Genomic DNA, 21964 nt, shown 5'->3' on the forward strand with positions numbered 1-21964 from the left:
GGGCGCACCGCCTCAGTCATAGATCGCCTCCACCAGCCACCGCCCGGCCTCGACGGCCAGCAGCAGGGCGGCGCCGTCGGCCAGGCTGACCTGGAAACGGGCGCGGCGACGGGCCTCGGCCGGCGCCCACCAGCGCTCGTCCACCGGCCACGGGCCGGCCCAGCCCACGATCTCCGTCGGCTGGCCGGAGCCGACCACCAGCCGGGCCGGTGGGGCGCTCACCGCCAACCGCGCGCTGATCACCACCGGTTCACCGGCGGCGTCGTGCACGGTGGCCGCGAGCGGGCTGGGCAGCACCACCGCCGGCGCGGGCGGCGGCAGCCGGCCCGGCCACGGCGGAACTGCGCCGCCGCTGCGGTCAGCGGGCCGACCGGAGCCGGCGGCCCGGTCGGCGCCGCTGGTGATCGGCTCGCCGGGCAGCGGGGCGGGGCCGGGGCGGGCCGGAAGGCGTTCGTCGCCCCACGGCACCAGTCGCACCTGGTCGGCCGGGGAGCGCCCGCCACCGAGCACGGCGGTGACCACCGCCTCCGGGCCGAGGATGCCCTGCACCCGGCTCAACGCCCGATGGGCCCGCTCCCGCTCCTCGCCGGTCTCCCCCCACAGGCCGGTCTGCAGGCCGGCCTGTGCGATCACCCCGTCCGGGATCAGCCGCAGCCGGATGATGCCGGCCGTCGGTCGGGCCGGTCGGGCGCCGGTGCGGCCGGCGCTGCCGGAGAGCCACCCGTCGAGCTGCCAGCGCACCCGGTCGGCGATGGCCGCGGCGGTGAGCAGCCCGTCGTGCCGCCACACCCGGTGCAGCTCCTGCCCGTGCTCGGTGACCGCCTCGATGCCGAGCCGGGTGCAGGCCAGCCCGTGCCCGGCCAGCCGATCGTGCAGCTGCTCCGCCAGCGCCCGGGCCACGAACGCCGCCGTGTCGACCCGGTCGATCGGCTCCTCGTGTTCCGCGGTCACCGTCAGGTCGGACGGCGGCTGCCGGACGGCGAGCGGGCGGTGGTCCCGCCCGGCGGCCAGCCGGTGGGCCAGCGCGCCGTCGAACCCGAACCGGGCCAGCACGTCGCCGGCCGGCAGCGCGGCGAAGTCGCCGAGGGTACGCACCCCCAGCCGGCGCAGCAGGTCGGCCAGCGCCGACCGGCCGAGCGCCTCGACCGGCAGCCCGGCCAGGAACTCCGGTGTCCCGCCCGGCACCACCACCCGGCCGGCGCGCGCGGCCAACCCGGCCGCGAACACCCCGTCGGCGATGCCGACCTGGCTCTCCACCAGGCAGGACTGGGCGACGTGCTCGATGATCCGCTCGGCGGCCGCCTCCTCGCCACCCAGGTAACGGCTCGGCCCCCGGGCGGCCACCGCGCAGGCGCCCGGCCGGACCACCTCGACGCCCGCCACCAGCTCCTCCACCGCGGCGACCACCGGCTCGAACGCCCGGGCGTCCCGGCCCGGGTCGTACTCCACGACGGTGAGCTGGGGGCAGCGGCCCTGCGCCTCCCGTTTGCGCAGGCCCCGCCGCACCCCCTCGGCGCGGGCCCGCTCGGAGCAGGCGACCACCCGGTTGGCGTGCAGCACGGCGACCGGGCCGGTCGCCGGCACCCCGTCGACGATCTCGGCGGCGAGGACCGGCCAGTCGGGGCACCACAGCAGCAGGGTCCGTGCCGGCGAACCGGTCATCCCCTACCGACCAGGGAAAGCGGCGCGGCCGGTCGGCTCGCGGGCGAGGACAGCGTGCGGGGGATCACCCGGGTCAGCTCGGAGCCCGGAAGCCAGACCTTGATCTCCTTGGGGCGGGCGGCTGCCCCGCGTCCGCGCGCCGAGACGGTGATCTCCCGGCGGCGCAGCCGTCCCCGACCCCGACCGAGCCCCTCCCACACCCCACGGACCACCTGGAGCGTCACGTCGGCGCCGTCCCACCGGCCGTACGGAACGAGCACGCTGCCGCGCTGCCGGGCGCGGGCGGCCAACCGGGTGGCGACCGAGGTGGAGACCGTGGCCGGCACGGCGGTGACCACGACGTCCACCCCGTCGATCAGCGCGGCGACCACAGTGGCCCACTCGGGGCCGGGGGTCGGCACCAGGGCCAGCCGGTCCAGGGCGATGCCCAGCTCGGCGGCAGCGCCCACGCCGAACGTCGGCACGCCGACCACGGCACACCACGAGCCGGCCCGGGACGCCTCGGCGAGCAGGGCCAGCATCAGCGAGGTGCCACCGCTGCGCCGGGGCTGGCCGGCGGCGACCGCTATGGTGCTGCCCCGGCGCAGGCCCCGGTTGGGCAGCAGACCGGTCAGCTCGGGCACCACCGGCAGCACCCGGTGGCCGCCGACCGGGTCGGGCGCGCTCGCCGGGCGCACCAGGTCGGCCAGCGCGGCGGAACCGACCACCATGCGGCCCGCCATTGGACCAACTCCCCCGTCGTTGCTGTGGATCAAGATCAGGACCGACACGCCGTGTCGCCGACCGCCCGGCTCCCCCCGCGGGGCGGCCGGCGACACGGCCGGATCAGGCGGCGAGGCCGTCCAGGGCCGGTTGGTGGGCCATGCCGAGCGTGGTCTCCACCACCGTCACGAACTGTTCGGCCGCGCGGAGCAGGTCGTCGGCCTCCCGGGCGCTGACCACCCGGGGGATGCCCGCCTCGGCGGCGGCCCGTTTGCTGGCCCCGGCGGCGAAGAAGCGGGACCACTCGTCGAGCTCCGGAGCGACGGCGCAGAGCAGGACCCAGACGCTGGTGATCCGGTTGCGACGGCTCGGCGCGGGTCGGGCGCGGGCGGCGAGCAGGGCGGCCGCCGCGCGCAGCGCCGCCAGGTGGGCGGCCGCGTAGCGCAGGCCGTCAGGTCGGGTCTGGCCGGCCTCGACCAGCCCACCACGGGCCAACGTGAGGAGTTGGGCGGGGGTGCGGTGCGGCAGCACGTGCGCCGGCACCGTCGGCGCCTGAGCCGGGTTTGTCGCCATCAGTGTTTCTCCTCCACGTGGCCGAGACGTCGCTCCCGGCGCGCTGAAGCCGCCGACGGGACGCCGAGGTCGGTGGTGCGGAGGAAGACGCACCGGGTGCGGCCGGCCGGGTGTGGACGCTTCCCCACACCACACCCGGCCGGCGGACCGGCGGGTGCGTTGCCCGCCGCCCGGGGGTCGTGGGCGGCGGGCAACGCTCCTGCCTGTTGGGACCGGGCTCGCGACTGCCCGGAAACCCGGGTGCGGCCCGCGGAGCCGCACCGCCCGGAGTCGGCGCCGCGAAACACCGCGCTCCGGCTGGTTGGAACGGGCGTTCGAGGCAATCGAACACTCGTTCTAACTGCTGCTGACAGTACACCTCCCCACCGACGAAAATGCAACGTGTGACGCGCTGGGCGTACCCGCCGGGTGAACCGGCACCGGTGAACCGGAAGAATGACGGCATGCGGCCACACCCGAACGTACGAGCGGCGCACGCCGCGCCCACCCTCGCCGGCGATCTGGCCGAGGTGGCGTGAGCACGCCTCCGGAGTTGGTCACACTGCACGTGTGGCGGACGTCCCGCGGCGCGCTGCCCCGGGCGCTGACCCGGATGGCGGTGGACCCGCGCCGGCTGCGCGCCCTGCCGGGCGTGCGGTTCGGCAAGCTGCTGGGCACCGGGACGGGCACCGACTTCGGGCCGAGGGACGCCGACCTGACCCGGTGGGCCGCGCTCACCGTCTGGGACTCCCCCACCGCCGCCGACGACTTCGACGACTCGTCGGTCGGTCGCGGCTGGGCGCGCATCGCCCACGCCGGGGTACGCATCGACCTGCGCCCGCTGACCAGCCGGGGCGAGTGGTCCGGCCAGCGGCCGTTCGGCGACCCGCCGGGCGGTTCGGTCACCGGACCGGTGCTGGCGCTGACCCGGGCCCGACTGCGGGCCCGCCGGGCGGCCACCTTCTGGCGGGCGATCCCCCCGGTGGCCGCCGCCCTGCGTGACGCGCCCGGGCTGCTGGCCCGGTTCGGCGTCGGAGAGGCGCCGCTGGGCTGGCAGGGCACCGTGAGCGTGTGGCGCGACCCGACAGACCTGGTGGCGTTCGCGTACCGTCACCCGGAGCATCGGGCGGCGATCATGCGAACCCCCACCGAGGGTTGGTACGCCGAGGAGCTGTTCGCCCGGTTCGAGGTGCGCGACGTGGTCGGCGACCGGACGGTGCTCGGATGGGTCACCGACGGCGACTCGGAGACGGTGAAGGGTGGACGGGCATGAGGTTGGTGCGCTGGACACCGGACGATCTCGTCCGGCGGCTGGACGACGTGGTCGCCGTCTACGGCGAGGCGATGGGGTACCGCACCGACCTGCTGGAGGCCCGGCGCGGCTACATCGCCACCCACGTCCGCCGACCGGGTTTCCGGGCGGTCGCCAGCCTGACCAGCGAAGGCCACCTCGCCGGCTTCGGCTACGGCTACCTGGGCGCCACCGGGCAGTGGTGGCACGACCAGGTGCACAGGGCGCTGGACGCCCCCGCCCGCAAGCGCTGGCTCACCCACTGCTTCGAGGTGGTCGAGTTGCACGTCCGGCCACCCGCGCAGGGTCACCGCCTGGGCACCGGCCAGCTCCGCGCGCTGCTCGGCATGGCCGAGGGCGACACCACGCTGCTGTCCACCCCGGAGGCCGACGAGCAGACCTCACGGGCCTGGCGGCTGTACCGGCGGTTCGGCTTCGTCGACGTCCTGCGCGACTTCCACTTCCCCGGCGACGAGCGGCCGTTCGGGGTGCTCGGCCGGGATCTGCCGCTCGAGCAACCGGCGTCATGACCCGACGGATGCCCTGGGCGCTGCTCGCGGTCCTGGTGCTCGCCCAGATCTGCTACCCGCTCACCACCGGCGCCACCCGGGCCGGGCTCACCGTGGCCACCGTCGTTCTCGGTTGGCTGCTCTCGGTCGGCCACGCGCTGCTCAGCCGGGGCCCACGGGTCGCCGCGGCGCTGGTGACGGTGGCCACCGGCGGCGGGTTCGCGATCGAGGCGATCGGGGTGGCGACCGGCGTGCCGTTCGGCAGCTACGACTACTCCGGCGAGCTGGGGCCCAAGCTGGCCGGGGTACCGCTGATCATCCCGCTGGCCTGGACCTGGATGGCCTGGCCAGCCTGGCTGGCAGCGGTCCGGCTGACCGGGGGCGCCGGCACGACGACCGACGGCACCGGCACCGGCACCGGCACCGGCACGACAGCCGACGGCACCGGCACCGGCACGACGGCCGGCCGGTGGGTGGGGCGGATCGCGCTGGCCACCGTGGGGTTGGCCAGCTGGGACCTCTTCCTCGATCCGCAGATGGTGGCCGAGGGCTACTGGGTCTGGCGCGACGCCACCCCGGCGCTGCCCGGCCTGCCCGGCATCCCGGTCAGCAACTACCTGGGCTGGGTGCTCTTCGCGGTGCTGATGATGAGCGCGCTCCGCCCGCTGGCCGGGCCGGCCACCGCGCACACCGACGCCCGGGACCACCCGATGGTCGCGCTCTACCTGTGGACGTACCTCTCCAGCATCCTGGCCCACGCGGTCTTCCTCGACCTGCCCGCGTCGGCGCTCTGGGGCGCCGCCGGCATGGCGGTCACCGCCGTACCGCTGGCGGTGACGGTGCTGCGGGCCCGGCGGGGCCGCGACCCGGGCCGGGCGGACCGACGGCCGATCCGCGCCGGCGTCGACGCGACCCGATGACGGTCCCGCTCGCCCTGCTGGTCGTCGTCGCCGCGCTGACCGCGCACACCTGGGTCAACGCGGCCCGGTGGTTGCGCCGGCCCACCGACCGGCCCGACGCGGTCGACGAGCCGGTCGCCGTGCTGCTCCCGCTGCGCGACGAGGCCACCCGGGTCACGCCGTGCCTGCGCGCCCTGCTCGCCCAGCGCGGCGTTCCCGGACTGCGGGTCGTGGTCCTCGACGACGGCTCCACCGACGGCACCGCCGACGTGGTCCGCGCGGTGGCCGGCGACGACCCCCGGGTCACAGTGCTCACCGGGGTCGCCCCACCGCCCGGCTGGCTGGGCAAGCCGCACGCCTGCTGGCAGCTGGCCACCCGGGCCGACCCGGAGGCCACCGCGCTGGTCTTCGTCGACGCCGACGTGGTGCTCGCCCCGCACGCCGTGGCGGCGGCCGTCACCGAGCTGCGCACCGCCCGCGCCACGTTGCTGTCGCCGTACCCCCGGATCGTGGTGGCGACGGCGGCCGACCGGTTGGTGCAGCCGCTGTTGCAGTGGCTCTGGCTGACCTTCCTGCCGCTGCGGGCGATGGAGCGCTCGCCGCGGCCGTCGCTGGCCGCGGCGGGCGGGCAGTTCCTGGTGGTGGACCGGGCCGGCTACACCGCCGCCGGCGGGCACGCCGCGGTCGCTGACAAGATCCTGGAGGACGTCGAGCTGGCCCGGGCGGTCAAGCGCGCCGGCGGGCGGATCGCCCTGGCTGACGGCTCGCGGCTGGCCACCTGCCGGATGTACGACGACTGGCCGCAACTGCGCGACGGGTACTCGAAGTCGCTCTGGGCGTCGTTCGGGCACCCCGGCACGGCGGCGGCCGTGCTGGCGGCGTTGCTGCTGCTCTACACCGCCCCGCCGCTGGTGGCGGTGACGGGTGTGGCGGTCGGCGCGCCGGGGGTGGCCGCCGTGGGCCTGGCCGGCTACCTGCTCGGGGTGGCCGGGCGGGTGCTCACCGCCCGCGCGACCGGCGGCCGGTGGTGGCCCGACGCGCTCGCACACCCCGTGTCGGTCGTGGTCCTCGGTTGGTTGACACTGCGGTCGTACCATCTGCGGAAGCGACGTCGCCTGACCTGGCGGGGTCGCCCGGTCAGCTAGGGAGGCGCGGCATGGCGCGGATCGTGGTCGTCGGCGCCGGAGTGGGCGGCCTCGCCACCGCCGCCCGGCTGGCCGCCACCGGGCACCAGGTGACGGTCCTCGAACGGGCCGGCACTGTCGGCGGCAAGCTCGGCCGGTACGTGCACGACACGGCGGCCGGGTCGTTCCACTTCGACACCGGGCCGAGCCTGCTCACCCTGCCCGAGGTGTTCCACGACCTGTTCGAGGCGACCGGCGCGAAGCTCGACGAGTACCTGGACCTGACACCGCTGGACCCGATCGTCCGGCACGTCTTCCCCGGCGGTGGCCCGACAGTGGACTCGTGCGCCGACCCGGTGGAGTTCACCGCCCGGATCGGGGCGGCCCTCGGTGACCGGGCGGCGGCCGACTGGCAGCGGCTGTGGCGTCGCGCCGCGCGGGTGTGGCACGCCTCCTCGCGGGACATCCTGCGCCGTACCGTCGACTCCCCGCGCGACCTCGCGTCGCTGGCCTGGCGGGTGGGCGACCTGGCCGCCATCGCGCCCGGTCGCACCCTGCGCGGCCTGGGCCGTCGACACCTGTCCGACCCGCGGCTACGGATGCTGCTGGACCGGTACGCCACGTACACCGGCGCCGACCCACGCCGGGCGCCGGCGGCGCTGGTCGCGGTCCCCTACGCGGAGCTGGCCTTCGGCGGCTGGTACCTGCGCGGCGGGCTGGGCACCCTCGCCGACGCGCTGCTGACCCGTTGCCTGGATCTCGGCGTGGTCGTGCAGACCGACGCCACCGTCACCCGGATCGACGCCGCCGGTGGCCGGGTGCACGGGGTACGCATCGCCGGCGTCACCGCGCCGGTGCCCGCCGACGTGGTGGTGGCCAACGTGGACGCGCTCACCGTCTACCGGGACCTGCTACCCCACCCACGCCGGCTGGCCGGGCTGACCGACCGCAGCCTCGCCGGCTTCGTGCTGCTGCTCGGCGTCTCCGGCAGCACCGGGCTGGCCCACCACAACGTCTTCTTCCCCGACGACTACGACGCCGAGTTCGACGCGGTCTTCGGCGATCCCGGTCGGGGCGTGCGGGCCCGACCGGCCGCCGACCCGACGGTGTTCGTCACAGTGGCCGACGACCCGATGGTCCGCCCGGCCGGGCACGAGGCGTGGTTCGTACTGGTCAACGCCCCACGGCAGGGCACCGCGGCGGGCGCTGTCGACTGGCGACGGCCGGGGCTGGCCGACGCGTACGCCGATCGGGTCCTGGACGTGCTGGCGCAACGCGGCGTGGACGTGCGCGACCGGCTGCTGTTCCGGGAGGTGCGTACTCCGGCCGACCTGGACGCGGCCACCGGCACGCCGGGCGGAGCGATCTACGGCACCGCCGGTGGGCTGCTCCGCCCGGCCAACCGGGGGCCGGCGCACGGGCTGTGGCTGGTGGGCGGCTCCACCCACCCGGGCGGCGGCCTGCCGATGGTGACCCTCTCCGCGCAGATCGTCGCCGACGAGATCGGTCCCGCCTGGTAGGCGGGGCCTCCCGGCCGCGCCGGGCCGGGGCTCGACGGGCCCGGCGGTTCAGCGGGCGGCGGCTACTCGACGTCGAGCAGGGCGCGGCGGATGCTGGAGAGCAGCTGCCCCAGGCCGAAGCCGGCCAACAGCACCCACACCGCTGTCGCCATGGTGATGGTGCCAGCGGCCAGGTCCGGCTCGATCAGCCCGGCCAGCCCGGCGACCACCAGCCCGCCCAACGCCACCGAGACCCGGGTGGGCCGTTCGCCCACCGTCACCGCGCCGATGTCGCGCATGCCGGCGGCGACCGCCCGGGCCCGGACGTACTCGTGCAGCCAGGACAGCGCGCCGCCCGCGACGACCAGCCCACCCGGCGCCCCCAGCAGCCAGAAGGCCAGCAACCACGCCACCTCACCGAGCCGGTCGGCGACCGAGTCGTAGACGTAGCCGAGCCGGGTGGTGCGGCCGGTGGCGACCGCCACCGCGCCGTCCACGCTGTCGGCCACCGCGGCGAGCAGCACGAACAGCGCGCCGAGGAACGGCCCGTCCCCCGGCCGGTCCACCAGCAACGGTACGCAGAAGCAGAGCAGCACGCCGGCAACGGTGACCGCGGTGGGGCTGACCCGCAGCCGGCCCAGCACGTACCCGACGTGGTACGCGAACCGCAGCCAGGCGCGCACCACCGGCGCCGCGCCCCGGGGGTCGAACCCGCCGTGCAGTCGCGCCCACGCCGTGGCGTACTGATCCCAGTTCAGCTGTGTGCCCACCACGGCTCAACCGTCGTGCCGGGCATCAGGTGTCGCGGGCCCGGCGTTCACACCCGAGCGCCGGCCTTCAGGTTCTGCCAGACCTCGCGGGTAGCGGTGGACCGGTTGAGGGTGATGAAGTGGATTCCCGGAACGCCCTCGTCGAGCAGCCGGCGGCACATCTCGCTGGCCTGCTCGACGCCGAGCCGACGGACGGCCTCCGGGTCGTCGGCGACGCGTTCGAAGCGGGCCGCCAGCGCGGGCGGGAACGGCGCGCCGGACAACTGCACCGACCGTTCGATGGTGCCGATCTGGGTCACCGGCATCACTCCGGCGAGGATCGGGGTGTCACAGCCGGCGGCGGTCACCCGGTCGCGCAGCCGCAGGTAGTCGTCGGCGTCGAAGAACATCTGCGTGATCGCGAACTCCGCGCCGGCCCGGCACTTGCGGACGAACTGCGCCGTGTCGCTGGCCACGTCGGGCGAGCGGGGGTGCTTGTAGGGAAACGCCGCCACGCCGACGCTGAAGTCGCCGGCGTCGCGCACCAGGCGGACCAGGTCCTCGGCGTAGTCCACACCCTCGGGGTGGCGGACCCACTCACCGCCCGGGTTGCCCGGCGGGTCGCCGCGGACGGCCAGCACGTTGCGCACCCCCACCCCGGCGAGCCGGCCGACCACGTGCCGCAGCTCGGCGACGGAGTGGTTGACGGCGGTGAGGTGGGCCATCGGCAGCAGGGTGGTCTCGGTGGCGATCCGCTCGGTCACCGCCACCGTGGTGTCCCGGGTCGAGCCGCCCGCGCCGTACGTGATCGACACGAACGACGGTCGCAGCGACTCCAACTCGCGGATGGCCTGCCAGAGCAGCCGCTCCCCCGCCTCGGTCTTGGGCGGGAAGAACTCGAACGAGAAGGTCGGCTGGTGCTCACGGATCAGCTCCCCGATCGCCGGCTGCGGATTGGGGAGTTTCGAGGGAAGACCGAGCGCCACGCCCCGACTCTAGCGGTCGTTGCCGTCACGACCCAGGCGCTTCCCACCCCGGTGTCCGGTGCCGCCCGATGTGCGGGGCGACACTGCCCGAAAAGGCGGGCGGGCGGGAAGGCGTCGTACCTGCGGGGTAGTAATGGTGCTGCGGGAGGGGCGGTGGGGGCGGCCCCGGGCCCGCGGGGGTCGGTGACCGAGCGGTGACGCGGTCCCGTCCGGTCCGGCCGGCGGGCCGTCACCGCACCGCTGCCCGCCAGGAGGACGGCCCATGACCCCGCCCGCTTCGTCGTGTCCCACCCAGCTCGGGCCATTGCTGGCCCGGTGCCGGCTGGCCCGTGGCTGGAGCCAACGGCGTACCGCCGCCGAGTTGTGCACCGCCGCCGGAGTCCCGACGCTGAGCCGGCACGAGGTGTCCCGGTGGGAACGGGGGCGGCGCGTGCCGGGCGGGTTCTGGCTCGGCTGGCTCGCCGCCGTCCTGGGCGTCCCGCTGGTCGTGCTCGCCGAGGCCGCCGCGGCCACCCGCCGGGCCGGTGCGACCGGAGCCACCCGGCCGGGCCGGGCCACGGCGGCCGGCACCCGACCGGCGGGGCGGACGGGTCCGGGCCGCACCGGCGGGACCACGCGTGGCGGTGGAGCGCGAGCCACGGTGACCCGCTAGCGTCGGGGCGTGACCCACGCTGCTTCCGTGTCCCCCGTCGACCGCGCCGGCCTGCGGCAGCGCGTCGACAAGGCCCTCACCGAGTTCCTGGCCAGCCAACGGGTCCGGCTCGCCGCGGTGGACGACGCCCTGGGCCCGGTGGCCGAGGCGATCGAGGCGTTCGTGCTCGGTGGCGGCAAGCGACTGCGTCCGGCTTTCGCGTACTGGGGATTCCGCGGGGCCGGTGGGGTGGACGGCGACCAGGTGGTCACCGCCCTGGCCGCGCTGGAGCTCGTCCAGGCCAGCGCCCTGGTCCACGACGATCTGATGGACCGCTCGGACACCCGCCGGGGCGAGCCGGCGGTGCACCGACGGTTCGCCAGGCGGCACCGGAAGGCCGGCTGGGGCGGCGACCCGGACAGCTTCGGCGACGCCGCCGCCATCCTGCTCGGTGACCTCTGCCTGGTCTGGTCCGACGAGTTGCTGCACTCCTCCGGCCTGGACCTCTGGTCGTTGGCCCGGGCGCGGCCGGTGTTCGACGAGATGCGCACCGAGGTGACCGTCGGGCAGTACCTCGACGTGCTGACGCAGGTCACCCGGGACACCTCGGTGGAGCGGGCCAGCAAGGTCGCCCGGTACAAGTCCGCGAAGTACACGGTCGAGCGGCCGATGCTGATGGGCGCCGCGCTGGCCGACGCGGCGGACGACGTGAAGGTGGCCTACTCGGCGTACGGGCTGCCGCTGGGCGAGGCGTTCCAGCTCCGCGACGACGTGCTGGGGGTCTTCGGCGACCCGGCGCAGACCGGCAAACCGGCCGGGGACGACCTGCGCGAGGGCAAGCGCACCTACCTCGTCGCGGCGACGGTGGAGACCACCGACGACGCCGGTCGGGAGCTGCTGCTCAGCCGGCTCGGCGACCCGGACCTGGACGAGCGCGGAGTGGCCCGGCTCCGCGAGGTGATCTCGGCGAGCGGGGCCCTGACCCGCACCGAGCAGCGGATCGTCACACTGACCGACGCCGCGCTGGCCGCGCTGAGCACCGTCGACCTCGACACCGAGGCCCGCCAGGCCCTGGTGGACCTGGCCGTCGCCGCCACCCGCCGAAGCGACTAAACCCCGGCGTCCCGGCGTCCCGGCGTCCCGGCGTCCCGGCGTCCCGGCGTCCCGGCGTCCCGGCGTCCCGGCGTCCCGGCGTCGATCATGAACTTAGCGCCACGACACGCCGGCGCAATGGTCACTAACTTCATGATCAACCCCTGGGGCCTGGGCGGGGCGGGCCTGGGCGGGGCGGGGTTGGGTCAGAAGCCTAGGGCTTGGGCTCGGCGTTTCACCTCGCGGGCCTGGTCTCCGCCCAGGGCGGCGGCCGGAGTTGCGCCGGGGAGAGTGTCGTCCGGCTCGTAGAGCCAGCGCAGGGCGGCCTCGTCGTCGTATCCGTTGTCGGAGAGCAGGTTGAGCACCCCGGGCAGGTGCTTGCGCACGGTCTGGTTGGCGACCAGGTCCGCCGGGATCCGGCGAACGCCGTCGCGGCGAACCGCCAGCAGCTCCCGGTCGCGGATCATCTGGTGCACCTTGCTGATCGACACGTCGAGGCGTTCGGCGACATCGGGCAGGGTCAACCAGCCGGCCGGGTCGGTGGGTCCGGCGAGTCGCAGGTCGGGCTCGGCCTGGTCGGGTACGGGTTCGGTCACCCGACCACCCTGCCACGCCGCCACCGCAACGAGCCACCGGCACCCCGCACCATCGATCGACAGCCTCTGCTCGGACCAGCGCTGACCAGCGGAGATGGGGTGGCCAGCGCGGCGGGACGGTCCGGTTCGGCGTACGGCTGTAGCATCCTGTTCAACCCTCACCCTCTGGACACATAGACTGCCTGCCGATGGACACACAGGTCGCCGACACGTTGCTGGGCTCGCTGATCGACGGGCGCTACCGCATTCGCGGTCGCGTGGCCCGTGGTGGCATGGCGACCGTTTACACCGCCACCGACGAGCGTCTTGAGCGCACCGTCGCTGTCAAGATCATTCATCCGACCCAGGCGCCCGAGGCGCGGGCCCGGGTCGCCAACTTCGTGGCGCGGTTCACCGACGAGGCGAAGACCATCGCCCGGCTGACCCATCCGAACGTGGTGGCGGTCTACGACCAGGGCACGCACGCCGGCCTGCCGTACCTGGTGATGGAGTACGTCCGCGGTCGCACCCTGCGCGACGTGCTGGCCGAACGACGCCGGCTCAACCCCGACGAGGCGCTGGCCATCGTCGAGCAGATGCTCGCGGCGATCGCCGCCGCACACCGGGCCGGCCTGGTGCACCGCGACGTCAAACCGGAGAACGTGCTGGTCGCCGAGGCGCCCACCGGTGGCGTCGCCAACCTGGTCGACAGCGTGGTCAAGGTGGCCGACTTCGGTCTGGCCCGGGCGGTCGAGGCGAGCGCGGACGAGGCGCAGGGCAACCAACTGATGGCCACCGTGGCGTACGTCGCCCCGGAGCTGGTCACCGAGGGCCGCGCCGATCCGCGTACCGATGTCTACTCGGCCGGCATCGTGCTGTTCGAGATGCTGACCGGCCGGGTGCCGTACGACGGGGACCGCCCGGTCGACGTCGCCTGGCAGCACGTCGACCGGGACGTACCGATGCCGTCCACGCTGGTGCCCGGCCTGCCGTCGGTCCTCGACGACCTGGTGCAGCGGGCGACCCGGCGCGATCCCGCCGCACGACCCGCGGACGCCGGCGCCCTGCTGGCCGAGGTGCAGGTGGCCCGGGACCGCCTGGGCGACGCCAACAGCCACACCGCGGTGCTCCGGCCGGTGAGTGGGCCGCCGCCGCTCGACCAGCCGACGATGATGGTCGCGACGGTCCGACCGCCCGACCGCCCGGCCTGGGCCCGCCTGCCGGAGGGGGCCAGCAGCCAGGGGGCGGGGCGGCGGCGGGCCAACCCGGGTGCGGCCGAGGGTCTGGCCGCCCGGTTCGCCGAGTTCCGCAGTTCCGTGCTGGGCAATCCGCGTGGCCGGCTGGCCGTCGCGGCAGTGGTGGTGGCGCTGGGTCTGGTGGCCGCCGTCGGCGGCTGGTGGTTCGGCGTCGGCCGTTACACGGCCACCCCGCAGCTGGTGAGCCTGAGCAAGGCCGAGGCGCAGGCGCAGGCCGACCGCGCCGGGCTCCTCCTGAAGTACGCGGAGCCGCGTTTCGACGAGAAGGCCCCGAAGGACAGCGTGCTCGGGCAGAGCCCGGCGTCCGCTGCCAAGATCCTCAAGGGCGGCACGATCACCCTGACCCTGTCGCTCGGCCCGGAGCGCTTCCCCGTGCCGGACGTCATCGGCAAGGAGTACGAGCTGGCCGAGGCGGACCTGGTCAACGTGAAGCTGGTGGTGGTCAAGGGCACCGCCCGCTACGACGACACCCTGCCGTCGGGGGTCGTGCTGGACAGCTCCCCCAAGGTGGGCACCGAGGTCAAACCGGGCACGAAGATCACCCTCATCCTCAGCCGGGGCAGGGCGCCGGTGACGGTGCCGAACCTGGTCGGCAAGAGCCTGACCGAGGCCCGGGCCACGCTCGCCCAGCTCAACCTGGTGCTCGCGGAGACCTACAAGGACTCCGACAAGCCGAAGGACGAGATCCTCGGCCAGAGCCCGGCCGACGGCGCGGGCGTGGAGAAGGGCACCCAGGTCAAGCTGGACGTCAGCAAGGGCCCACCGCTGGCCGTGCTGCCCCGGGTGATCGACCTGCCCTGTCAGCAGGCCAAGCAGTTGCTGGAGAGCCAGGGCTACCCGGTGACGGTGGCGGTCAACCCGAACGCCGTGGTCCGGATCCAGGCCCCCGGCGAGAATTCGCAGGTGCCGCCGGGCACCCCGGTCGTCATCACGTGTTTCTGATGCCGGCGATCCAGTCGCGGCCGGTGGGCGCACACGCCCCCACCTCGGGCGGGTTGGCGAAGGCCACCCTGCCGTACGCCGACGCGACCGGCGCCCGGGTGGTGCAGGTCTACGTCTCCAACTCGCGGGGCTGGGCGCTGCCCGCCGGTGACCCCGGACAGGACGCCCTGTTCCGGGACGGTTGCGCCGAGCGGGGCATCCCCGCGTACATCCACGCCTCGCTGCTGGTCAACCTCGGTTCCCCGACAGCGGCCACTGTCGAGAGGTCGGCCCAGACACTGGAGCACGCGCTGCGTCGGGGCGTGGCGATCGGCGCCCGCGCGGTGGTCTTCCACGCGGGCAGCTCGGTGGACGAGGGGCACGCCGAGGCCGCGATGCGGCAGGTCCGCGAGGAGTTGCTGCCGCTGCTCGACTGGGCCGCCGACGCGGGCGGGCCGATGCTGCTGGTCGAGCCGAGCGCGGGCGGCGGCCGGTCGCTCGCGTCCCGGGTCGAGCAGCTCGGGCCCTACCTGGACGCGGTGGACCGGCATCCGATGCTCGGCGTCTGCTTCGACACCTGCCACGCCTGGGCGGCCGGTCACGACCTGGCGGCCGAGGGTGGCATGACGGCGACCCTGGACACGCTGGTCGCCACGGTCGGCGCGGACCGGTTGCGGCTGGTGCACGCCAACGACTCGAAGGATCTCTGCGGCTCAACCCGGGACCGGCACGAGAACATCGGCAAGGGCACCATCGGTGAGCCCGCCTTCGCCGAGCTGATGGCGCATCCCGCCACCGACGGCGTTCCCGTCGTGGTGGAAACCCCGAGTGAGAAGCAGCTCGGCCACGCGGCCGACATCCAAACCCTAACCCGCCTCTCCCCCTGACCCCCACACCCAACCCTGTCCCTGGCCCCCGTCCGGCCCTAGCCCCGGTTGATCATGAAGTTGTGGCCACGACACGCCGGCGCGAGTGGCCATAACTTCATGATCAACCGGGGCCAGGGCTGGGGCCAGGCGGGGGGCCAGGCGGGGGGCCAGGCCGGGGGGGCAGCGGGGGTGGGGTTATCTGGCGCTCAGGATGGGGGGGAGGACTTGTAGGGCTCGGTTGATGTCGGCGTCGGTGAGGCCCAGATGGGTGACCAGGCGGGCGGTACGGGGGCCGAGCACCGAGATCAGCACACCTTCCGCTCGGGCGGCGGCGGCGAGCGTGCGGGCGTCCAGGACGTGCTTGGTCAGGTCCAGCGCGACCAGGTTGGTGCGGACCGTGCTGGCGAGCACGCCGAACGGCGCGACCGCCTCGGCCAGTCGGGCCGCCCGCGCGTGGTCGTCCGCCAGTCGGTCGATGTGGTGCGCGAGCGCGTACCGGCCGGCGGCGGCGAGGATGCCGGCCTGACGCATGCCACCGCCCATCCGCTTGCGGATCATCCGGGCTCGTTCGATCTTCTCCGAGCTGCCCACGACAAGCGAGCCGACCGGCGCGCCGAGCCCCTTGGAGAGGCACACGGAGAGCGTGTCGAAGAGCCGACCGTACTCGATGAGCGGCACCCCGTCGGCGACGTGCGCGTGCCAGATCCGGGCGCCGTCGCAGTGCAGCGCGAGACCCGCGTCGTCGGCGACCTCGCGCAGGTCCCGCAGGGTGGCCAGCGGGATCACCCCACCGCCCCGGCGGTTGTGGGTCTGCTCGACGGCGATCGCGCGGGTGGGGACGGCGAAGTATCCGTCCGGCCGGATCATCCCGGCCACGACCTCCGGGTCGATGTCCGCGCCGACCGCCGGCCAGGTCCGCGAGGAGATTCCGCCGTACGCGGCCGCGGCCCCGATCTCGTACGTGACGACGTGCGCGTCGGCGTCGCAGAGCAGCTCGTCGCCGGGCGGCACCAACAGCTGCAGAGCGATCTGGTTGGCCATCGACCCGCTCGGGGCGAACAGCGCGGCCTCGTGCCCGAACAGCGCGGCGACCTCGGCTTCGAGGGCGTTGACTGTCGGGTCCTCGCCGTAGACGTCGTCACCGACCTCGGCGGTGGCCATCGCCTCGCGCATCCCGGCGGTGGGCCGGGTCACCGTGTCGGACCGGAGATCAACGAGGTCAGCCACTGTCCTCCCTTCGGCTGCCGACCGCGGGCTCGCAAGCTCACTCCTCGCGTCAGCCACGCAACATCTCCGCCACCAGGAAGGCCAGCTCCAACGACTGCTGGGTGTTCAGTCGCGGGTCGCAGGCGGTCTCGTACCGGTCGGGCAGGTCGAGGTCCTCGATGCCCTGGGCGCCGCCGAGGCACTCGGTGACGTCCTCGCCGGTCAATTCCACGTGCAGGCCACCGGGGTGGGTGTCCAGCCCGCGGTGCACCTCGAAGTAGCCGAGCACCTCGTCGACGATGCGGTCGAAGTGCCGGGTCTTGTAGCCGTTCGACGACTCGTGCGTGTTGCCGTGCATCGGGTCGCACTGCCAGACCACCTTCGCGCCGGCGGCGGTGACCTTGGCGACGATCGGCGGCAGGGCGTCGCGTACCCGATGGTTGCCCATCCGGCTGATCAGGGTGAGCCGGCCGGGGATGTTGTCCGGGTTGAGCTTCTCGCACAGCTCGATCGCCTCGTCCGGCGAGGTGGTCGGGCCGAGCTTGACGCCGATCGGGTTGGCGATCCGGGAGATGAAGTCGATGTGCGCGCCGGTGATCTGCCGGGTGCGCTCGCCGACCCAGAGGAAGTGCCCGGAGAGCCCGTACGCCCGACTGTCGGAGACACGGGTGAGGGCCCTGTCGTACTCCAGGGCGAGGGCCTCGTGGGAGCAGTAGAGGGTGACGGTGCGCAGCGCCTCGTCGTCGGTCATGCCGCAGGCCCGGATGAAGGCCAGCGCCCTGTCGATCTCCCGGGCGATCGCCTCGTAGCGCTCCCCCGCCGGGGAGTTCTTCACGAAGCCCTTGTTCCAGTCGTGCACGGCGTGCAGGTCGGCGAGCCCACCGGCGAGGTACGCCCGGAGCATGTTCATCGCCGCCGCCGAGTTGGCGTACGCGCGGATCATGCGCTGCGGGTCGGCGACCCGGGCGGCCGGGTCGGCCTCCAGCGAATTGATCATGTCGCCGCGGTACGCGGGCAGGCCGCGGGCGTCGGTGGGCAGTGACCGCGGCTTGGTGTACTGCCCGGCGACCCGGGCGACCTTGACCACCGGCAGCGACGCGCCGTAGGTGAGCACGATCGCCATCTGGAGCAGGGTGCGGGCGTTGGCCAGCAGGTGGCTCTCGGTGTTGTCGGCGAACGTCTCGGCGCAGTCACCGCCCTGGAGCAGGAACGCCTTGCCCTCGCAGACCAGGGCCAGTTTCTGCCGGAGCTGGTCGACCTCGTAGGGCGCCACGACCGAGGGGACGGTGTCGAGGACCTTGCAGACCTCCGCGACGGCGGTCGGGTCGGACCACGGGGGGACCTGCTCGCGGGGCAGCTCCCGCCACCGGTCCAGGCCGAGCGCGGCGTCCTCGGCGGAGTCGACGGTCGGGCGGCTGGTCTGCAGGCCCGGGCTGCTCACCCCGGGATGGCTCAGCTGATGCCACTCATGGCGCATGACAGAAAGCGTACGGCGATGGCCGGGGTACCCGGGCGGCGAGGGGGACGGTTCCGGCAGATGGGAGATCAACCCGCCGGGGGACCGGTCAGGACGCGGGCGAGGGGACCAGGCCGTTCGGCTGCGGGCTGGCGACCGCGGCGTCGCCCGGCTTCTCCCCGGAGATGCACCAGTCGCCGCCGTCCCGGGTGACGGTGAACACCAGCGGCCGGACCACTGTGCGTTTGCCGACGCGGACCGAGACCGAGACGCTGACCTCCTGCCCGGAGGGGCCGGACCGGACGTCGGTGATGGCCGCCTCCGGCACCTGGAAGTGGTCGGCGAAGTCACCGTTGGGGCTGGTGGCACCCAGGTCGAAACCGTCCTGGAGCAGGGCGCAGAGCTGGCTCCGGCCGGCGGCGACGTCCTTGGCGGTCATCGCGTCGAGGTACGCCTGCACGCGCTCACGGGAGCGGGTGGCGGCCTCCTCGGCGGGCGCCCGTGCGGGCTCGGCAGACGGCTTCTCCTCGGCGTCCCCGCCACCGATCCCGCAGCCGCCCAGAGCGACCGGCAGCAGCACCAGCCCCGCGGCGGTCGCCGCCAGCCTGCGGTGGGTCGGGCGCATGATCACCTTTTCGTCGTCGGTGTCGAGATGTGCCGAGCCGCGAGTCTGCCATATCGGGCCTACCGATCCCAACGGCGGCGGCCCGGCCGACGCTGGGCGTCGACCGGGCCGCTGCGGCACGGGCGGGAAGGGGCGGTGCGGGCCCCTTCCCGCCGTGTGGGTGGTGCGTCGGCCCTCGGCTCAGCCGAGACCGCCCCTGATGGCGCTGATCAGCTCACCGTTGCTGGTGTCACCGGAGAGCTCCCAGAAGAACGCGCCACCGAGGCCCTGGTTGTTCGCGTACGTCATCTTGCCGTTGATGGTCGACGGGGTGTCGTAGCTCCACCAGTTGCTGCCGCACTTGGCGTACGCGGTGCCGGCGATCGTGCCGGTGGCCGGGCAGGTGTTCTTGAGGACCTTGTAGTCCTCGATGCCCGCCTCGTAGGTGCCCGGCGCCGCGCCGGTGGCGGTGCCACCCGGAGCGGCCTGGGTGACGCCGGTCCAGCCCCGGCCGTAGAAGCCGATGCCGAGCAGCAGCTTGTTGGCCGGGATGCCCTTGCTCTTGAGTTTCTGGATCGCCGCGTCGGAGTTGAAGCCCTGCTGCGGGATGCCGGTGTACGACGTCAGCGGCGAGTGCGGGGCGGTCGGGCCCTGCGCGTTGAACGCGCCGAAGTAGTCGTAGGTCATCGGCATCAGCCAGTTGAGGTTGCCGATCGCGCCGGCGTAGTCGGTGGCGTCGATCTTGCCGCCGTTGCTGCCGTCCGCGGTGATGGCGGCGGTGACCAGGGCACTGGACCCGAACTTCGACCTAAGCGCGCCGATCACGTTCTTGAACGCGTTCGGGCCGCTGCTGTCACAGGTCAGACCGCAGGCGTTCGGGTACTCCCAGTCGACGTCGATGCCGTCGAAGACGTCCGCCCAGCGCGGGTCCTCGACCAGGTTGTAGCAGCTGTCGGCGAACGCGGCCGGGTTCTGCGCGGCCTGGGTGAAGCCGCCGGACCAGGTCCAGCCGCCGAACGACCAGATCACCTTGAGGTGCGGGTTCAGCCGCTTGAGCTTGCGCAGCTGGTTGAAGCTGCCGCGCAGCGGCTGGTCCCAGGTGTCGGCGACGCCGTCGACGCTCTCCGCCGCGGTGTACGCCTTCTCGTAGTCGGCGTAGCTGTCACCGATCGAGCAGCGGCCACCGGTGGTGTTGCCGAAGGCGTACAGGATGTGGGTGAGCTTGGCGGCCGAGCCGCTGGTCTGGATGTTCTTGACGTGGTAGTTGCGCCCGTAGACACCCCACTCGGCGAAGTAGCCGACGACCTTCTTGCCGCCGGTGTTCGGCGGCGGGGTGGTCGGTGGCGGGGTCGTCGGCGGCGGCGTGGTCGGCGGGGTGGTGGTCGGTGGCGTCGTGGTCGGCGGGCTGGTCGGGGTGCCGCCGCCGCACGCCGCCCCGTTGATGGTGCAGTTCAGCGGCGCCTTGAAGGCGCCGGTGCCGTTGTAGCCCCAGCTGAACGAGGCGCCGGGGGCGATCGGGCCACCCCAGCTCTTCTTGACCGCGACGTAGTGGTTGCCGCTGCTGGTCACGTCGGCGTCCCAGGCGCTGCTGATCGTGGTGCCGGAGGGCAGGTCGAACTCGATGCGCCAGGTGCTGACGGCGGCACTCGAACCGTTGGTGATGGTCACCCTCGTCTCGTGACCGGTCCCCCAGTCCTGTGCCCTGGTGAACGTGGTGGTGACACTGCCGGCACCGAACGCGCCCGTCACCGGCACCGCCGCGGCGGCGAGGGCGACCACGGCACCGGCCCAGAGGGCCCGGCGGAGCGATCTTTTCATGAGGCGTCTCCCGAACTGTTAGGAAACTTTCCAAAAGAGATGCTGAGACGGTACTCACACCGTCATCAGTTCGTCAAGATGCGCATGTTTCGATTTCCCCTGGTGCACGGAGCGCTGATCGCCGCCGGCCGCGGACCCACCGCCGCCACCGGTGGCCCGCCCGTTCCGGGCACGCGACCGGCCGACGCGTAGCCTCGTCCCATGACCGTGTTCGACATCCCCATCGATGCCCTCGACGGCGGCCCCGCCGACCTGGCCCGCCACCGCGGCCGGGCGCTCCTGATCGTGAACGTGGCCTCCCGCTGCGGCCTGACCCCGCAGTACGCCGGCCTCCAGGCGCTCGCCGACGCGTACGCCGACCGCGGCCTGGTGGTGCTCGGCGTGCCGTGCAACCAGTTCGCCGGGCAGGAGCCGGGCAGCGCCGCCGAGATCAGCGAGTTCTGCCAGGTCAACTACGGCGTCACCTTCCCGCTCACCGAGAAGGTCGACGTCAACGGCCCGGACCGGCACCCGCTCTACACCGCGCTCGTGGACACCCCGGACGCCGACGGGCACGCCGGGGACGTCCGGTGGAACTTCGAGAAGTTCCTCGTCGCCCCGGACGGCACTGTCGCCGCCCGCTTCGCCCCCACCGTCGATCCGCAGTCCGACGACCTCCGCACGGCCGTCGAGAAGGTCCTCCCCGCCGCCTGAGCCCGCCGCCTGAGCCCGCCGAGCGGGCGCGTCGTGTCGTCGACGGCGCGACGGCCACGGCGAAACCTCTTGATCAACACGCCGGACCGACCGGCCGGTGGCCGGTCGGGCCGTAGGTTGGACGGGATGGGTCCGGAATGCGTCGCGGGTGGACGGAGTTGGCAACGGGCATGACAACTGTGGGACTGATCGGCAGTGGCCACATCGGCGGCACCGTCGCCCGGCTGGCCGTGGCCGCCGGCTACGACGTGGTGCTGAGCAACTCACGCGGTCCGGAGACGCTGACGGATCTCGTCGACGAGTTGGGTGAGCACGCCAGCGCCGGCACCGCCCAGGACGCGGCCCGGGTCGGCGACCTGGTGGTGGTCAGCGTGCCGCTGAAGGCGTACCGCGCGGTGCCCGTCGAACCACTGGCCGGCAAGGTCGTCATCGACACCAACAACTACTACCCGCAGCGCGACGGGGCCTTCCCGGAGCTGGACTCGGGCGAGATCACCAGCAGCGAACTGCTCCAGCGGCACCTGCCCGACTCGCGGGTGGTCAAGGTCTTCAACAACATCTACTTCGCTGGCCTGGCCGCGCTGGCCCGGCCGTCCGGCGCCGCCGACCGCAGCGCGCTCGCCGTCGCCGGTGACGACGCCGCCGCGAAGGCCGAGGTGACGGCCTTCCTGGACCGGATCGGGTACGACGCCGTCGACGTCGGCCCGCTGGCCGAGGGGTGGCGCTACCAGCCGGACACCCCGGCGTACGGCACGCTCTACTCGGCCACGCCCACCGACTGGGAGCACCCGGCGCCGGGTGACGCCGAGAAGCTGCGCGCCGCACTGGCCGCCGCCACCCGTTGAGCACCGCCGCCGCCCCTCCGGCAGC

Annotated in this window: 21 protein-coding genes; 11 read left to right on the top strand and 10 right to left on the bottom strand. The window is 74.0% G+C overall.

The annotated features are described in order from the left end of the window. Positions 1–12 precede the first annotated feature (12 nt). The 3 genes from O7634_RS00995 to O7634_RS01005 form a co-directional block, all read right to left on the bottom strand. Positions 13–1662, bottom strand: coding sequence for a DNA polymerase Y family protein (locus tag O7634_RS00995; protein WP_278148290.1), 1650 nt, complete (start codon positions 1660–1662; stop codon positions 13–15). Continuing rightward, entirely contained in the window at positions 1659–2384 is a 726-nt protein-coding gene (locus O7634_RS01000; RefSeq protein ID WP_278148291.1) for a hypothetical protein, read from the bottom strand. The genes O7634_RS00995 and O7634_RS01000 overlap by 4 nt, the downstream gene beginning before the upstream one ends. 103 nt (positions 2385–2487) lie before the next feature. Further along, the gene (locus O7634_RS01005; RefSeq protein ID WP_278148292.1) at positions 2488–2937 is read right to left on the bottom strand and encodes an SAV_6107 family HEPN domain-containing protein; all 450 of its coding nucleotides are present in this window, start codon (positions 2935–2937) and stop codon (positions 2488–2490) included. Positions 2938–3451: 514 nt separating this feature from the next. On the opposite strand from O7634_RS01005, the gene O7634_RS01010 reads away from it, so the two are divergent. From O7634_RS01010 to crtI, 5 genes are read left to right on the top strand one after another with little or no spacing between them, the layout of a single operon-like run. Next, positions 3452–4189, top strand: coding sequence for a monooxygenase (locus O7634_RS01010; RefSeq protein WP_278148293.1), 738 nt, complete (start codon positions 3452–3454; stop codon positions 4187–4189). Then, positions 4186–4737, top strand: a complete 552-nt coding sequence (locus O7634_RS01015; protein ID WP_278148294.1) for a GNAT family N-acetyltransferase — start codon at positions 4186–4188, stop codon at positions 4735–4737. The genes O7634_RS01010 and O7634_RS01015 overlap by 4 nt, the downstream gene beginning before the upstream one ends. Further along, a complete protein-coding gene (locus O7634_RS01020) occupies positions 4734–5636 on the top strand; it encodes a carotenoid biosynthesis protein (protein WP_278148295.1) in 903 nt (300 codons plus the stop codon). Before O7634_RS01015 ends, O7634_RS01020 begins: the two co-directional genes overlap by 4 nt. Continuing rightward, positions 5633–6760, top strand: coding sequence for a glycosyltransferase family 2 protein (locus O7634_RS01025; protein WP_278148296.1), 1128 nt, complete (start codon positions 5633–5635; stop codon positions 6758–6760). Before O7634_RS01020 ends, O7634_RS01025 begins: the two co-directional genes overlap by 4 nt. An 11-nt stretch (positions 6761–6771) precedes the next feature. Further along, positions 6772–8259 carry a phytoene desaturase family protein gene (gene crtI, locus O7634_RS01030; RefSeq protein ID WP_278148297.1) on the top strand — a complete coding sequence of 496 codons (1488 nt, stop codon included), beginning with the start codon at positions 6772–6774 and terminating at the stop codon, positions 8257–8259. Positions 8260–8321: 62 nt separating this feature from the next. Here the strand turns inward: crtI and O7634_RS01035 are convergent, their stop codons facing one another. Next, positions 8322–9011 carry a CDP-alcohol phosphatidyltransferase family protein gene (locus tag O7634_RS01035; protein ID WP_278148298.1) on the bottom strand — a complete coding sequence of 230 codons (690 nt, stop codon included), beginning with the start codon at positions 9009–9011 and terminating at the stop codon, positions 8322–8324. A 44-nt stretch (positions 9012–9055) separates the two neighbouring features. After that, entirely contained in the window at positions 9056–9973 is a 918-nt protein-coding gene (gene metF / locus O7634_RS01040; RefSeq protein ID WP_278148299.1) for a methylenetetrahydrofolate reductase [NAD(P)H], read from the bottom strand. A gap of 262 nt (positions 9974–10235) precedes the next feature. Here metF and O7634_RS01045 point away from each other — a divergent pair, with 262 nt between their 5' ends. Both O7634_RS01045 and O7634_RS01050 read left to right on the top strand, forming a co-directional pair. Beyond that, positions 10236–10625: a helix-turn-helix transcriptional regulator gene (locus O7634_RS01045; protein ID WP_278148300.1), complete on the top strand. Its 390-nt coding sequence runs from the start codon at positions 10236–10238 to the stop codon at positions 10623–10625. Positions 10626–10634: 9 nt separating this feature from the next. After that, complete coding sequence (locus tag O7634_RS01050) at positions 10635–11717, top strand: polyprenyl synthetase family protein (protein ID WP_278148302.1); 1083 nt, start codon at positions 10635–10637, stop codon at positions 11715–11717. Between the two features lie 185 nt (positions 11718–11902). On the opposite strand, the gene O7634_RS01055 is transcribed toward O7634_RS01050, so the two are convergent. Beyond that, positions 11903–12292: an Rv2175c family DNA-binding protein gene (locus tag O7634_RS01055; protein ID WP_278148303.1), complete on the bottom strand. Its 390-nt coding sequence runs from the start codon at positions 12290–12292 to the stop codon at positions 11903–11905. Between the two features lie 188 nt (positions 12293–12480). Here O7634_RS01055 and pknB point away from each other — a divergent pair, with 188 nt between their 5' ends. Both pknB and O7634_RS01065 read left to right on the top strand, forming a co-directional pair. Then, entirely contained in the window at positions 12481–14469 is a 1989-nt protein-coding gene (pknB, locus tag O7634_RS01060; protein ID WP_278148304.1) for a Stk1 family PASTA domain-containing Ser/Thr kinase, read from the top strand. Beyond that, entirely contained in the window at positions 14469–15335 is an 867-nt protein-coding gene (locus O7634_RS01065; protein WP_278148305.1) for a deoxyribonuclease IV, read from the top strand. Before pknB ends, O7634_RS01065 begins: the two co-directional genes overlap by 1 nt. Before the next feature lie 177 nt (positions 15336–15512). On the opposite strand, the gene O7634_RS01070 is transcribed toward O7634_RS01065, so the two are convergent. From O7634_RS01070 to O7634_RS01085, 4 genes are all read right to left on the bottom strand, one after another. Continuing rightward, a complete protein-coding gene (locus O7634_RS01070; RefSeq protein WP_278148306.1) occupies positions 15513–16544 on the bottom strand; it encodes a GntG family PLP-dependent aldolase in 1032 nt (343 codons plus the stop codon). Positions 16545–16593: 49 nt separating this feature from the next. Then, the gene (locus tag O7634_RS01075; RefSeq protein WP_278148307.1) at positions 16594–18000 is read right to left on the bottom strand and encodes a 3-deoxy-7-phosphoheptulonate synthase class II; all 1407 of its coding nucleotides are present in this window, start codon (positions 17998–18000) and stop codon (positions 16594–16596) included. An 88-nt stretch (positions 18001–18088) separates the two neighbouring features. Beyond that, complete coding sequence (locus O7634_RS01080) at positions 18089–18604, bottom strand: hypothetical protein (RefSeq protein ID WP_278148308.1); 516 nt, start codon at positions 18602–18604, stop codon at positions 18089–18091. Between the two features lie 180 nt (positions 18605–18784). Continuing rightward, a complete protein-coding gene (locus O7634_RS01085; protein ID WP_278148309.1) occupies positions 18785–20401 on the bottom strand; it encodes a glycosyl hydrolase family 18 protein in 1617 nt (538 codons plus the stop codon). A 201-nt stretch (positions 20402–20602) separates the two neighbouring features. Here O7634_RS01085 and O7634_RS01090 point away from each other — a divergent pair, with 201 nt between their 5' ends. Both O7634_RS01090 and O7634_RS01095 read left to right on the top strand, forming a co-directional pair. Continuing rightward, positions 20603–21094, top strand: a complete 492-nt coding sequence (locus O7634_RS01090; protein WP_278148310.1) for a glutathione peroxidase — start codon at positions 20603–20605, stop codon at positions 21092–21094. Positions 21095–21264: 170 nt separating this feature from the next. Continuing rightward, the gene (locus tag O7634_RS01095) at positions 21265–21939 is read left to right on the top strand and encodes an NADPH-dependent F420 reductase (protein WP_278148311.1); all 675 of its coding nucleotides are present in this window, start codon (positions 21265–21267) and stop codon (positions 21937–21939) included. The last annotated feature ends 25 nt before the right edge of the window (positions 21940–21964 follow it).

Origin of the sequence: Micromonospora sp. WMMD1120 (assembly GCF_029626235.1) — a bacterium.
GTDB lineage: Bacteria > Actinomycetota > Actinomycetes > Mycobacteriales > Micromonosporaceae > Micromonospora.

What these genes read in the sequence shown, in the direction of transcription:
- O7634_RS01090 (WP_278148310.1), top strand. Translation starts at nt 20,603, where the DNA reads ATGACCGTGTTCGACATCCCCATCGATGCCCTCGACGGCGGCCCCGCC.
- O7634_RS01020 (WP_278148295.1), top strand. Translation starts at nt 4,734, where the DNA reads ATGACCCGACGGATGCCCTGGGCGCTGCTCGCGGTCCTGGTGCTCGCC.
- O7634_RS01025 (WP_278148296.1), top strand. Translation starts at nt 5,633, where the DNA reads ATGACGGTCCCGCTCGCCCTGCTGGTCGTCGTCGCCGCGCTGACCGCG.
- crtI (WP_278148297.1), top strand. Translation starts at nt 6,772, where the DNA reads ATGGCGCGGATCGTGGTCGTCGGCGCCGGAGTGGGCGGCCTCGCCACC.
- O7634_RS01075 (WP_278148307.1), bottom strand. Translation starts at nt 18,000, where the DNA reads ATGCGCCATGAGTGGCATCAGCTGAGCCATCCCGGGGTGAGCAGCCCG.
- O7634_RS01005 (WP_278148292.1), bottom strand. Translation starts at nt 2,937, where the DNA reads ATGGCGACAAACCCGGCTCAGGCGCCGACGGTGCCGGCGCACGTGCTG.
- O7634_RS01095 (WP_278148311.1), top strand. Translation starts at nt 21,265, where the DNA reads ATGACAACTGTGGGACTGATCGGCAGTGGCCACATCGGCGGCACCGTC.
- pknB (WP_278148304.1), top strand. Translation starts at nt 12,481, where the DNA reads ATGGACACACAGGTCGCCGACACGTTGCTGGGCTCGCTGATCGACGGG.
- O7634_RS01045 (WP_278148300.1), top strand. Translation starts at nt 10,236, where the DNA reads ATGACCCCGCCCGCTTCGTCGTGTCCCACCCAGCTCGGGCCATTGCTG.
- O7634_RS01080 (WP_278148308.1), bottom strand. Translation starts at nt 18,604, where the DNA reads ATGCGCCCGACCCACCGCAGGCTGGCGGCGACCGCCGCGGGGCTGGTG.
- O7634_RS01000 (WP_278148291.1), bottom strand. Translation starts at nt 2,384, where the DNA reads ATGGCGGGCCGCATGGTGGTCGGTTCCGCCGCGCTGGCCGACCTGGTG.
- O7634_RS01015 (WP_278148294.1), top strand. Translation starts at nt 4,186, where the DNA reads ATGAGGTTGGTGCGCTGGACACCGGACGATCTCGTCCGGCGGCTGGAC.
- O7634_RS00995 (WP_278148290.1), bottom strand. Translation starts at nt 1,662, where the DNA reads ATGACCGGTTCGCCGGCACGGACCCTGCTGCTGTGGTGCCCCGACTGG.
- O7634_RS01085 (WP_278148309.1), bottom strand. Translation starts at nt 20,401, where the DNA reads ATGAAAAGATCGCTCCGCCGGGCCCTCTGGGCCGGTGCCGTGGTCGCC.
- O7634_RS01065 (WP_278148305.1), top strand. Translation starts at nt 14,469, where the DNA reads ATGCCGGCGATCCAGTCGCGGCCGGTGGGCGCACACGCCCCCACCTCG.